Below are 13,546 nucleotides of genomic sequence, written 5' to 3'. Positions count from 1 at the left end.
CTTAGTTGAACCGTCGAACGCTGATCACTACCTGCTTGTCTGCTCTCATCCTGGGAATCGGGATGGGGGTGGGGGGCTGGATGCGCCGCTGGATCGCCGATGATGGTCTTATCGTGCTGCGCACAGTCTTGAATCTCCAGGCCGGCAACGGCCCGGTGTTTAATGCGGGTGAGAGAGTTGAAGCCAATACTTCCACGCTGTGGCAGTATCTAATCTGGGCGGCCGCCAGCATTAGTGGTGCCCGGCTAGAGTTGGTGGCTTTATGGTCTGCGTTGCTCCTCAGCGCGGTGGCTATGGTTATTGGAGCTTTAGGGACGGGGCATCTGTATCGCCGACACAATTTTCTCCTGGCTCCCTTAGGTGGACTGATTTACCTGTGTCTTCCGCCTGCTCGAGATTTCGCTACGTCCGGCTTGGAATGGGGACTCTCCATTTTTTGGGTTGCAGTACTCTGGCTCCTTTTGGTGTTATGGTCCGACGCGCGCTTCTCCAGGATCTGGATGCCGCTGGCTGTCTGGGCCGGCCTGAGTTGGCTGGTTCGTCCTGAACTTGTTCTTTATGGTGGTGCAGTAGGGCTGTTATTACTGTTGACGGCGGGAACCTGGAAGCGAGGCATCGCGGTTCTTGGCTGTGCGGTGCCGCTTCCCCTGGCTTATCAGATTTTCCGGATGGGCTACTACGGTCTGTTAACTCCGCATACCGCGGTCGCTAAATCCGCAAGTGGTGAGCGGTGGTCTAACGGGATTGAGTACCTGAAGAATTTCTTGAACCCGTATTGGCTTCCCGTAGTTCTAGTGGTGGTGCTGCTTGCAGTAGTGGTCCCGGCTGGTGCCCGGATTAAGAAAGATCGCACCACGGTTGCCGTCGGACTCATGGTTCTTTGTGCTGCCCTGCACATTCTCTATGTGATCCGGGTGGGCGGAGACTTTATGCACGCCCGAATGCTGCTGATTCCCTTCTTCGCCCTGCTTCTGCCGCTGTGGATTATCCCCTTACGCCGAGACCTCGGCATGGTTGCCCTCGCGGTGGTTGTGGTGTGGGGTGGAATCACCATCCAGCGCGGGTCTGTGGCTTTTCATCCCGACGCCCCGATCAAGATTGTGGATGAACGTGAGTTCTGGACCAGAGCAGTGGACCGAGAATCTGGTGATGCCCCGACGCTGGCGCAAGATTATTTAGATTCCCCGTTGTTGGCGGATTTCGGCGTTTCTTTGGCGAAGGCGGAGAAAAACCATGACGCGTTGTTGAGTTTGCCGGATGGGAAGTCGTGGATTAGTTTGCCGCCGAAACCGGGAACTCACCCGCCGCTATCGATCTATATTTTGTCTTTGGGAGCTCCGGGCTTGGAGGCTCCGCTTGATGCCAGGATGTATGACACGGTGGGCTTGGCCACCCCTCTTGCTGCCCGTCAACCGAGGATCCCCGATGGGCGAATTGGCCATGACAAATCCTTGGCTCTGGACTGGCAGATTGCCGCCAGTGGGGCGGATATTTCTGACCCCAAGGCGTTACCTTCAGGAGTCAATATCGACCAAGTCAAAGCCGCGCAGAAAGCACTGCGCATCCCGGAGTTCGAGGAACTTTTTGCGAGTTATCAGGAGCCGATGAGTTGGTCTCGCTTCTTCAAGAACATCCGATTCGCACTCGGTGAAGGAAGAACCTTAAAGCTTTCTGATGATCCCAAAGATTATCTTATTGAAAAATAAATTTCTTGGGGCTAAGCAGGAGAAACAGGGAAGACACGCCGGGAAATGTTCACGTTTTGATAACGGAAAGATGAAGTTTGGGGCGGGAATGGTTTACACTAGCCGATGTCACTCGGGATAAAACTTTCGAATTGGCCGTAACGCTGATGGCCTGAGCGTCGATAAATCTCGATGAGAACTGACTTAAGAAGTTGTGTAATAAAAGGAGAACCATGTCTACGAAGACTGGCTTGCGAGGCTTGTGGAAAAAGGCCTCTGCTGTGGTTGCCGCCGCGGTAACCGCCACTTCTTTGATGGTGGCTGGTAGCGGTACGGCAGCAGCGGCAAACCGCGATGTTCTAGGTCCCGGATGTGTATGGGATGCGGTGGGCTTTTGGGTGCAGCGCTGTACGGTGGATTCACCGGCAACCGGACACCCCATTCAGGTCCAGATTCAGCCCGCTAAAAACGGCGGTAACGCCGGCCTGTACCTTCTGGATGGTCTCCGCGCAACGGACGCAACTAATGCTTGGGTTAATGATTCTGACGCTCAGAGTCTCTTCGTAGACAACAACATCACCCTGGTGATGCCGATTGGTGGTGCGGCTTCCTTCTATGCAGACTGGGAAGGTCCCGCTACCTATGACTTCAACAACCCGGTGAACTACAAGTGGGAGACCTTCCTTACCCAGGAGCTTCCTGCTTACCTGGAGCAGAACTTCGGCGTTGCTCGCAATAACAACGCTATTGCTGGGTTGTCCATGGGCGGCACTGCAGCCATGAACCTGGGCGCAAAGCACCCGGATCAGTTCCGCCAGGTGCTGTCTTACTCCGGTTACTTAGCTACCACCTTGCCGGGTATGCAGACCATGATGCGCGTGGCCCTGCTGGATGCCGGTGGATTCAATATCAACGCCATGTATGGCAGTATGCTCAACCCGCGTCGTTTCCAAAATGACCCGATGCTCAACTTGGGCGGACTGCGCAATAGTGACGTCTTTGTTTCTGCAGCAAGCGGCGTTCCTCACCCGGATGAGTGGAGTCTGCCTCCGAATATGCTGATCGCTGGTTCTCCTTTGGAGGCTTTCTCGCTCTACACCACCCGAGTATGGACCCTGAGCGCACAAGCTCAAGGCGTGAAGTATGCCGAAGATTTCCCGGCTTATGGTCTTCACAACTGGCGGAACTTCACCGGTGAACTCCACGCCACTAAGCCGCGCATCTTGGATGTGATGAACGCCTGGTAGAACCCGGTTCCGGATTCACAATTTCCTTCCTGCAACCCATCCTCCTCGTTGAGGGTGGGTTGCGTTGTGTATAACGAGGGGGTAAAGAGGGGCTAATTCTGTCCCCAAAATAAAAGAAAAATCCGGTGTGTCACTTCCCAAAACCCTCAAGTTGTACTTAAACTTGAAGTCAGTGCTTTTATGCCACCGTCGCGAATCTGTGCAGTTCATGCCGGAGGAGGGGAACCTTCGGCATGGTTCCTTCGTGACGGGTTGCTGAACCGACCGCAAAATCAAGGACAAAGAACAACTATGAGCGATACCGCACCACGTAACACCCGGCGGCATTCCCTCCGGATTGCGCTGACTGCCACCGCCCTTCCCACTGCTTTAGCTGCTGGCTGTGGCATTCTCAGTCCGGTTACCGCTGGAGCCCAGGACTTATCTTCGCAACTTTTTGGTTCCACTGCGGCGCCCGATGCTCCAGGTGAACCGCCGGTGCGCACCCCCGTCGAAACCACCTACCCGGATGTCGGTGGTTTGCCCGCAGGCGTCAGCGTGGATCGGGTGGAGTGGATCAGCAGTCGCCACATCAAGGTGTTTATTAAATCCGCAGCCATGCCAGACCAATTGATGCAGGTTCAGATCCTTTTGGCTCGGGATTGGCACTCCAACCCCACGCGCACCTTCCCTGAAGTGTGGGCACTTGACGGTCTACGCGCTCGCGATGATGAAAACGGCTGGACAATCGAAACCAATATTGCTCAGCAATTTGCTGATCGCAACGTCAACGTGATTCTTCCGGTCGGAGGTCAAAGTTCCTTCTACTCTGATTGGGAGCAACCCAACAACGGAAAGAACTACAAGTGGGAAACCTTCTTGATGAAGGAACTGATTCCGGTTCTGGATAATGGTTTCCGCTCTAACCGCAACCGAAGCGTCGTCGGAATTTCCATGGGTGGTACCGCTGCCGTTAACCTTGCCGAGCGAAACCCAGGAATCTTCAAATTCGTTGGTTCCTTCTCCGGTTACCTAGATACCACCAGCCCCGGAATGCCCGAAGCCATCAAGGTGGCTCAGCAAGATGCTGGTGGTTTTAACTCCGACGCCATGTGGGGCCCGGCCTATTCCCAAGACTGGATTGACCATGATCCTAAGCTCGGCATTGAGGCGCTCAAGGGATCTACCGTATATGTCTCTGCCGGTTCCGGCCGCGATGACTTTGGTCAACCTGGTTCTGCCGCTTCACGTCCGGGTAGTGCTGCGGGCATGTCCTTGGAAGTTCTATCCCGGATGACCAGTCAAACCTTCGTGAATGCGGCGAAGAAAACACCGGTCAATGTGATCACCCAATTCCGTCCCTCGGGGGTCCACTCCTGGGATTATTGGCAGTACGAAATCGGTCAGGCTTGGCCCTATATGGCTGACGCCATGGCACTGTCCCGGGAGGATCGGGGCTCAGATTGTATTGTCCAGGGTGATATCGCCAAGTTGGATCTGTCGATTGTTGGTTCCTGCGTGACCAATGAATACGCCATGGATCGCGGAGTGGCTCAGGACTTCCGAAATGGTACGGCCTACTGGTCTCCGCAAACTGGCGCCTACGCCCTGTACGGAACCATCAACGGTTTATATTCCTCGATGGGGGCGGCCACCTCCTGGCTGGGATTCCCGGTCACCACAGAATTAGGAACGCCCGACGGCGTGGGGCGTTTTGTCCACTTTGAGCATGGGTCTATCTATTGGACCAGGGAGCTCGGCGCTTTTGCGGTGCCCGAGGACATCATGAAAGCCTGGGGTGCAGAAAACTATGAGCGCGGTGAGTTCGGTTACCCCAACGGCAATGCTTTTGATCTCAATGGCAACACCGTATTCCCCTTCCAAGGTGGATGGTTCGTGCGCACGAAGAACCACGGGGTCCACTGGGTTCGCGGCGATATTGGGAAGCGCTGGGTAGCTAATGACCCCGCAGTTCAATCCCTGGGTCAACCCACTGGCAATGAGCGCCTCATTCCGGGTGGAGCGTTCCAGGAGTTCGAACACGGAAATATTTACTGGACTCATGAGCTCGGCCCGAAGGTGATTCGCTACGGTCAGATTTTTGATACCTGGGGTAAACATCGTTGGGAACAGGGTGAATACGGTTGGCCCACCGAGGATATGAAAGATATTCCGGCGGGAGGTTTGGAAATGAAATTCCAGCACGGCATCATCCGGGAAATCAACGGACAAATCCAGGAGGAACGTCACTAATGAGGAAACTCGCGGTAGTTGCCCTCACTTTCGCTTTAGCTGGCGGTATGGCTGCCTGTGGCGGTGAAGCCACGGTTGACAACCAAGGTGCTCCTAGTACGACGGTATCCCCGTTAACGAGGGATAGTTCCAGTAGCTCTAGTGCCAGTGCCACATCGTCAGGAACAAACACCAGCCGGGCCCAAGAACCCTCTACGGCAAGTGGCGGCTCAGATCGTGGTGCTCGGGAGGTGGAGCGGATCCCTGATGACCAGTCTCGTCCTCAGCAGGAGCAGAAGCTTTTGAGCACCCTGAAAAATGAGGGGGTGGACGTGAGCACGTTGGAAGACACGATCGTGGCTACCGCCCAAACCTATTGTCAGGATGGTGAGCAAAGCCATACTTTGATAAAAGCCATTGCTGGCCAGCTAGTTGAACAACACAGGACAGATAAATCCGTCGATGAGGTCGCAGCCATGATTGAAAAGGCAGCGAAGAATGCGTACTGCTAAAAGGATGAGAAAACTCCTGACGGTTCTGGCCGTCATCGTGGTGCTGGTACTTATTGGTGCGGGTCTTTTGCAGTGGCAACGCTCCGTTAACGAAACAAAAGGCCCGCTTCCGGGTGCTCAAGGTCCCGCTCCTGAGCAACCCGCGTGGTGTCCGGCTGTGGAGGTTGTGGCTGCTCCAGGAACATGGGAATCAGCGGCAGATGATGACCCTATTCATCCGCACGCCAATCCTCGCTCTTTTATGCTGAGCATCACTGATCCTATTCAGCAGCGATACCCAGAGAACCAGGTGAAGGTCTGGACGCTTCCTTATACCGCGCAATTTAAAAACGTCAATGCGCAACAGGAAATGAGCTATGACCAATCCCGACAGGAAGGCACCTCCAAACTGGAAAATGAGCTGCAGACCATGCACAACCAATGCCCCAATACCCGCTATATTCTCAGCGGATTTTCCCAGGGTGCGGTGATTGTTGGCGATATTGCTAGCCGGATCGGTCAAGGGGCCGGGGTGATTCCGGCGGACCGGGTGCTCGGTGTAGCAATTGTTGCCGATGGGCGACGCGAACCTGGAGTGGGTATCAACCCCGGCGTTGAGGTCGGCGGAGTGGGCGCTGAGGTGGCGTTGGCGCCAGTGTCTGCTCTGGTTCAGCCCATTGTTCCCGGCGCTACCATGCGGGGGCCTCGAGAAGGTGGTTTTGGTGAACTTCAGGATCGCACCTTCTCTATATGTGCTCCCAATGACTCAATCTGTGATGCCCCCCGAGATTTAGGTAATGCCATGGCTCGGGCCCAGGCTTTGGTGAGTGCCAATGGAGTTCATGCCCAATATGCCACCAACCCAGGTGTTATTCCTGGCACCACGGCAAATCAATGGGTTGTGGGATGGGTTAATGGATTGATCGATGCAAACAATTAGTCCGGGCTAAGAACTTAAGCAATAATAAGCCTGGTATATTTTTCACACGCAAAACACACCATTGCCTGTCGTCGGGTCTGAAGAACACCTGGTGTTTTCGCACCGCGAAGCAGGTCGAGGGAGGAGAAACATGGACCTCAAACAAGCCATGGGCCAGTTTTTCAACGACAAGGGGGAGATTGTCCTCGCCCCGCAGCTAACGCTCGCTGGTCTTGCAGAACTGGTGTATCAGGCTGATCTCGCCTACGGCGGGGGAGAAAAAATCTGCCTGAGGGCTTGGGATTATTCCCAATCGCGGGAAGGAGAAGTTCGGGAATACAGCCGTACGGAGATCAATACCCGAATTAAGGCGGTAGCTGCGCGGCTACAACAAGTAGGTACCATCGGAGATCGGGTTGCCATTCTAGCAGGCAATTCACCTGAGTATCTTTTTGCTTTCCTCGGTGCACTCTACGCCGGCATGACCCCAGTGCCGCTATATGACCCGCAGGAGCCGGGACATGCAGATCACCTTGCAGCAGTGCTTGCTGATTCTCACCCCAAGATCGTGCTGACGAATGGGGTTTCAGCTCGCGCCGTGCGCACCTTCTTCGCGGAACAATCTGGCCGGGCTCGTCCTCGCGTTATCGCGGTCGACTCTTTACCGGACTCTCTGGCTGCTAGCTGGTCTAATCCCATGACCACCCTCGCCGGTCAGCAAATGATGGCTTCATCTCAGGTCATGCCGGTAGACCTGCCCGCCTTTATGCAGTACACCTCAGGTTCTACCCGCACCCCGGCGGGAGTTATTCTCACTAACCGTTCCATCCTTACCAATGTGCTGCAGATTTTCTCATCCATCGGTTTGGGGGATAAGGATCTGCGCTTGGTTTCCTGGCTTCCCCTCCATCATGACATGGGAATTATCCTCAATGCCTTTGTCACCATCCTGGGCATTGAAAATGAGTTGATGAGTCCTCGTGATTTTATCCAGCAACCTTCTCGCTGGATCCAGCAGCTTTCTCGCCGTGAAGGAGAGGAAAACGCTGGAGTTTATTCAGTGATCCCCAACTTCGCGCTGGAGCTAGCGGCCCGCTATGCCGCTCCTCAGGAGTCGGATCACCTGGACCTGAGTTGTGTCGATGGCATCATTGTGGGGTCTGAGCCGGTCACGTACCGAGCCCTAGAACAGTTTGCCCAGACTTTTGCGGAGGTAGGCCTTGAGCGTGACGTCCTTCGGCCTTCCTATGGGTTGGCTGAGGCTACTCTCTTGGTGACCACACCGCAGCGGGAAAACCGCCCGCTGGTTGCTTACTTTGATCGGGATAAGCTAGCTGAGGGGGAAGCCCATCAGGTAGCGAAAGATGATGAAAAGGCCACCTCTTTTACCTCCAACGGCCAGGTAGTTCAGCCGCAGTGGTTAGTGATTGTCGATCCTGAGACCAAGGCTGAACTTCCCGAAGGTAAAGTCGGTGAGCTTTGGATTCGTGGTGAGAATATGGCTGTGGGCTATCACAACCGAGATGAGGACACTGCAGCTACTTTCCATAACACCCTGGCTTCCCGGCTTCCCGACCACTCCGGGGCGGAGGGTACTAGCGATGACAACTGGTTAGCTACCGGGGACTTGGGCGTCATTGTTGATGGTGAGGTATATATCACCGGCCGACTCAAGGACCTCATCGTGATTGCCGGGCGTAACCACTATCCCCAAGACATTGAGCACACCGTGGCAGAAGCCAGCACACACGTTAATCCAGCAGCTATCGCCGCTTTCTCCGTGCCTGGCGAGGATGTAGAACAGCTTGTCATTTTGGCTGAGCGTGCTATGGAAGCTGATCCAGGTGACGATGAAGCAGCAATTGCTGCCATTAAAGCGGCCGTGACTACGAAGCACGGAATTGTGCCCAGCGACATTCGCATCCTGGAAGACCAAGAAATTCCGCGCTCCTCTAGCGCGAAGATTGCGCGTCGCGTAGCCCAGAAACGTTTTGTTGACTCACAGAATTCTTAATAACTGTGATCTGTTAGTCAATGGCACACTAGCCCGGCCGCCCCTATTACCGTAGATGGGGTGCCGGGCTGTAGTGTTCTTCAGCGGTGTGTCTACGCGTAACAATTGCTTCGGCATGCACGATAATGAACGAGGTTAACTCTTAATTTTTGATAAGGATGACGTCGCGTATGGATATGAGCACGCAGGAACTGCGGAGCTGGCTTCGAGAGTGGGTAGCCGGAGCCACCGGTTTGCCGCTCGATGAAGTTACTGAGGACCGGCCCTTGGAGTCCTTAGGATTGTCCTCCCGAGATGCGGTAGTACTGTCCGGGGAATTAGAAAACCTCCTGGGCACCAGGCTCGACGCCACGATCGTCTATGAACATCCCACCATCGCGTCTTTAGCTACTCGTTTATTATCTGGAGAACCTACGGCTCCTGCAGCCCTACCGTCGAACCTTCCGCAGCACAACGCTACCGCACCAGAAATCCATGACATCGCGGTGGTAGGCATGGCAGCGCGCTTCCCAGGGGCGGACAACGGCATTGAGGCCATGTGGGAACTTCTAGTTGCCGGACAGGATGGGACCGGCCCGCTCCCTATGGGACGGTGGAGTGAGTATTCTCACGACCCGGAGATGAGCCGAAAAATTGACAACACCAATAACGACGGCGGTTTCTTGAGAGATATCGCTCATTTCGACGCCGAGTTTTTTGGGATCTCTCCGCTAGAAGCCGCCAACACCGACCCGCAGCAGCGCATCATCCTGGAATTGGTGTGGGAGGCTCTCGAACACGCTCATCTTCCCGCTAATGAGCTTAGAGGTACCGACGTCGGCGTTTTCCTTGGCTCATCAGCTAATGATTATCAGGTTCTTGTTTCCGCTGATCCAGCCGAAGCTCATCCCTATGCCATGACCGGCACCGCGACGTCCATTATTGCCAACCGAGTCAGCTATGCCTTTGATTTCCGAGGCCCCTCTATCGCTATTGACACGGCTTGTTCCTCATCCCTCGTGGCGATACACCAGGCAGTTCGGGCCTTGCGCACTGGGGAAATCTCAGTCGCCTTGGCGGGTGGCGTCAACATACTAGCTAATCCCTTTATTAACACCGCGTTCGGGGAACTCGGAGTCTTAAGCCCCACCAGTCACATCCACGCTTTTTCCGATGATGCGGACGGTTTTATCCGTGGCGAAGGCGCCGGGGTAGTGGTACTCAAACGGGTGGCCGATGCCCAACGCGATGGAGATAATATCTTGGCGGTCATTCGCGGAAGCGCAGTGAACTCTGACGGCCACTCCAACGGTATTACCGCACCTAATCCGGAGGCTCAGGTTGCGGTACTGCAACGCGCCTATGCCGATGCCGGTATCAATCCCGCTGAGGTGGATTACGTAGAGGCCCACGGTACGGGCACGATTTTGGGTGATCCTATTGAAGCTACCGCGCTGGGAGCTGTGTTGGGGCAGGGTCGTGACATGGGGGATCCGCTGCTGCTCGGTTCTGCTAAGACAAACTTCGGCCATACTGAGGCGGCAGCCGGAGCAGCCGGAATGATTAAAGTGGTGCTGTCGTTGATGAATGACACCTTGCCGCCATCTTTACACTTCAGCACCCCAAATCGTTTTATCGACTTTGATGCTGAGCACCTGGAAGTAGTGGAAGATCCACGAGAATGGCCGGCTTATTCGGGCCATCGCATCGCCGGAGTTTCCGGATTCGGCTTCGGCGGCACCAACGCCCATGTGGTGGTTAGTGACTATGACCCAGCCCGCTATCCCGAGCACGAAGACTCAGATAATCTCCATGCCCAACTAGCAACCCCTGAAGGTTCGACGCCTACTGCTGCGGTGCTACCGGTATCTGGGTTACTACCTTCGCGTCGTCGAGAAGCCGCTGAAGCCCTCGCTGATTTCCTTAGCGATTATGGGGACGAAGATTTAGTTCCCCTAGCCCGTTCTCTAGCGAAGCGTAATCATGGGCGCTCTCGAGCGGCAGTACAAGCTAGCACCATGGAAGAAGCTATTGCGAGGTTGCGTCGCATAGCGGAGGGTAAAACCGGCACAGGGATTCACCAGGCGGACTCTCCAGCGGTGATGGGCCCAGTCTTTGTTTACTCCGGTTTCGGCTCCCAGCACCGCAAAATGGCGAAAGACCTATGCGAACTCTCTCCCTTTTTCCGCCGCCGCATCCAGGAACTCGACGAGGTCGTAACACGGGAAGTCGGCTGGTCAGTCATGGAGCTCATTGACGATGATGAGCAAACCTATGGCACTGAGACTGCGCAAACCTCCATCACCACTATTCAAATAGCCTTAACAGATTATCTGACTAAGCTGGGGATCCGCCCGGCTGCGGTCATGGGCATGTCCATGGGGGAGATCGCCGCGGCCTATGCCTGTGGAGGCTTAAGCGCTGAGGATGCCTTGACTATTGCTTCTCACCGATCCCGGCTGATGGGTGAGGGGGAAGCAAGTTTGCTGGAGGACCAACTCGGGGCCATGGCAGTGGTGGAATTAAGTCCCGAACAACTATCGGAACTCAATCAGGATCCACAGTTTGCCCAGGTAGAGCCGGCTGTGTATGCCGGGCCGGGGATGACTACTGTTGGTGGTCCACGGGATCAGGTCAGTGCGCTGGTAGAGAAATTAGCCGCTGAGGAGAAATTTGCTCGCTTACTTCAGGTGAAGGGCGCAGGCCATACCTCAGCAGTGGAGCCGATCCTTGGGGAATTAGCCGCTGAATGCGCGATGATCAGCCCGAAACCGCTGACCATCCCTCTCTTTAGCTCGGTGGATAAAGGGGTTACGTACCCGGAGGGGTCGGTAGTTCATGATCCCGAATATTGGACCCGGTGCACCCGCCAGTCCGTCCACTTCCAGGCTGCCACAGAGGCTGCTTTTGCTGCTGGGCATGACACGATGGTGGAAATTGCCCCCAACCCGGTTGCCTTGATGGGCATGATGAATACCGCTTTTAGCGTCGGGCAACCCAATGCCAAGCTGTTATATGTGTTGAAGCGGAAAGTTTCGGCTACGGATTCTCTGAGCGACCTTGCGGCAAAACTCTATTGCGCCGGTCAGCTAGTGAACTTTAGCTGGTTCTACGGTCCGGGCACAGTGCTGCCCGCTCCGCACCAGGTGTGGAAACATCAGCGGTATTGGACCAATGCTCGCTTTGCAAGCTCCAGCAACCGCGGATTGCCGGGGCAACGGGTCACCATGCCCGACGGCAGCGTCGCCTTTTCCACGAATGCAGATCAGGCTCCCTCAGCGGGAGCGGTGCTTGAAGCCGCTGCCGCCGCCGTGGATCCCGACGCCCAGGTAGTACACAGTGTGGATACGGGTGATCTGCCAGCAGAGGGAGAATTAACCTGCACGGTACAGCGGAGTGTAGGTGGTCTAGCCGTGGATCTGTACCACATCCGCGGGGAGAATTCAGTTCAATTGGTGGCTCAGGCTTTTGCTACTACCGCTAGCAGCCGTACTTTCCTCACCCAGAATGCCGGTGCCGCTGATTCAGAGGAAGATCAACCTGCCCTAGAACAGGATGTGGATCCGGAAATCAGTGAAGAACCCGAGGTCGAGCAATGGCGCTGGGATCCTACGAGCGGTGAAAGTGTCGAGGATCGACTGCGAGCCATTGTTTCTGAATCCATGGGCTATGACGTCGATGATCTACCAGGAGAGTTACCGCTTATTGATTTAGGGCTGGACTCTCTTATGGGGATGAGAATTAAAAACCGAGTGGAAAATGACTTCCAAATTCCACCGCTACAGGTGCAAGCTCTACGAGATGCCTCGGTTGCTGATGTGGTCACCATGGTGGAAGATCTCGTGGCTCAACGCCACGGGAACGCCGCCCCGGCCCAGGAACTCACCCCAGATGTGAAGGAACGCCCAGCAAGTAATGCTGCCGCAGTAGCACCCCGAGACGCTTCAGAACGAATGGTTTTTGGAACCTGGGCGGGAATAACTGGCAGCGCCGTGCCAGGGGTAACTAGCCCCCTGCCACCTATAAGCGAAGATACGGCGGAACGTATTGCGCAGCGCCTTAGTGAACGCGCCGGGGTAGAGATTAATGCCGCTGACGTATTAGCTGCTGAAACCCTAGAACCCTTAGCCAACCAGGTTCGGGAAGGTTTTGAAACCGAGGTTGAAGGCAATATCCGGGTGCTTCGAGCCAGACCAGAGGGGTCTACCGCGCCAGCGGTATTCATGTTCCACCCAGCCGGTGGCTCCACGGTGACCTACCAGCCATTAACCCGACGTCTTCCAGATTCTGTGCCGGTATATGGGGTAGAGCGCCGGGAGGGGAGCTTGGCAGAACGCGCAGCCGAGTATGTGGCCGATATCCGCCGCTACGCTGACGGTTACCCAGTAATTCTCGGTGGTTGGAGTTTCGGCGGTGCCTTGGCTTATGAGGTGGCTTCTCAACTTCAGGGCACTGACGTGGATGTGAAGTTAATTGCGCTGCTTGACACCGTTCAGCCCAGTACCCCCATCCCAGATACTCCAGAGGAAACCCGCGCCCGATGGCAGCGCTATGCCGCTTTCGCGAAGAAGACCTATGATATAGATTTTCCGATTCCCCTAGAATTACTTGATTCTGCGGGTGAGGACGCGGTGCTCGGGATGATCCAGGAGTTCTTGGCTACTGCGGATGCTTCGGCTCACGGGCTATCAGCGGCAGTGTTGCAGCACCAGCATCACAGTTTTGTAGATAACCGGATTCTCGATAAATTAGATTTCCGGCGCTGGGAAAAAGTCCAGGTTCCTGTCGTACTGTATAAAGCGGAGCGGATGCATGATGGGGCCATTGAATTAGAACCCCACTATGCCGAAATTGACCCGGATGGTGGTTGGTCCGCTATCGTGGAGGACTTGGATATTGTTCAGCTCCGTGGCGACCACTTAGGCGTCGTGGATGAACCGGAAATTGGGAAGGTTGGCGCGGATTTGACGCGTCGGATTAAGAACCTTTCATAGAGGGAA

7 protein-coding genes are annotated in these 13,546 nt (G+C 55.3%); all 7 read left to right on the top strand.

Annotation, left to right across the window (positions count from 1 at the left end; translation table 11 throughout):
- Window positions 1-5 precede the first annotated feature (5 nt).
- Window positions 6-1,706: a hypothetical protein gene (locus GP475_RS11670; protein WP_187974523.1), complete on the top strand. Its 1,701-nt coding sequence runs from the start codon at window positions 6-8 to the stop codon at window positions 1,704-1,706.
- A gap of 212 nt (window positions 1,707-1,918) precedes the next feature.
- Window positions 1,919-2,932, top strand: a complete 1,014-nt coding sequence (locus tag GP475_RS11665; protein ID WP_187974522.1) for an alpha/beta hydrolase — start codon at window positions 1,919-1,921, stop codon at window positions 2,930-2,932.
- Between the two features lie 291 nt (window positions 2,933-3,223).
- Entirely contained in the window at window positions 3,224-5,164 is a 1,941-nt protein-coding gene (locus GP475_RS11660) for an alpha/beta hydrolase-fold protein (protein ID WP_187974521.1), read from the top strand.
- Window positions 5,164-5,655, top strand: coding sequence for a DUF732 domain-containing protein (locus GP475_RS11655; protein WP_187974520.1), 492 nt, complete (start codon window positions 5,164-5,166; stop codon window positions 5,653-5,655). The genes GP475_RS11660 and GP475_RS11655 overlap by 1 nt, the downstream gene beginning before the upstream one ends.
- A 4-nt stretch (window positions 5,656-5,659) precedes the next feature.
- Window positions 5,660-6,574 carry a cutinase family protein gene (locus tag GP475_RS11650; RefSeq protein ID WP_187975935.1) on the top strand — a complete coding sequence of 305 codons (915 nt, stop codon included), beginning with the start codon at window positions 5,660-5,662 and terminating at the stop codon, window positions 6,572-6,574.
- A 130-nt stretch (window positions 6,575-6,704) separates the two neighbouring features.
- Complete coding sequence (locus GP475_RS11645; protein ID WP_187974519.1) at window positions 6,705-8,567, top strand: FadD32-like long-chain-fatty-acid--AMP ligase; 1,863 nt, start codon at window positions 6,705-6,707, stop codon at window positions 8,565-8,567.
- Between the two features lie 158 nt (window positions 8,568-8,725).
- The gene (pks13, locus tag GP475_RS11640) at window positions 8,726-13,540 is read left to right on the top strand and encodes a polyketide synthase Pks13 (RefSeq protein ID WP_187974518.1); all 4,815 of its coding nucleotides are present in this window, start codon (window positions 8,726-8,728) and stop codon (window positions 13,538-13,540) included.
- Window positions 13,541-13,546 lie beyond the last annotated feature (6 nt).

The organism is Corynebacterium poyangense, assembly GCF_014522205.1.
In the GTDB taxonomy this organism is placed as follows: Bacteria; Actinomycetota; Actinomycetes; order Mycobacteriales; family Mycobacteriaceae; genus Corynebacterium; species Corynebacterium poyangense.
This window is presented reverse-complemented; position numbering and strand designations above follow the sequence as displayed.

Coding starts and splice junctions, on each gene's coding strand:
- GP475_RS11660 (WP_187974521.1), top strand. CDS start 3,224: ATGAGCGATACCGCACCACGTAACACCCGGCGGCATTCCCTCCGGATT.
- GP475_RS11645 (WP_187974519.1), top strand. CDS start 6,705: ATGGACCTCAAACAAGCCATGGGCCAGTTTTTCAACGACAAGGGGGAG.
- pks13 (WP_187974518.1), top strand. CDS start 8,726: ATGACGTCGCGTATGGATATGAGCACGCAGGAACTGCGGAGCTGGCTT.
- GP475_RS11665 (WP_187974522.1), top strand. CDS start 1,919: ATGTCTACGAAGACTGGCTTGCGAGGCTTGTGGAAAAAGGCCTCTGCT.
- GP475_RS11650 (WP_187975935.1), top strand. CDS start 5,660: ATGAGAAAACTCCTGACGGTTCTGGCCGTCATCGTGGTGCTGGTACTT.
- GP475_RS11655 (WP_187974520.1), top strand. CDS start 5,164: ATGAGGAAACTCGCGGTAGTTGCCCTCACTTTCGCTTTAGCTGGCGGT.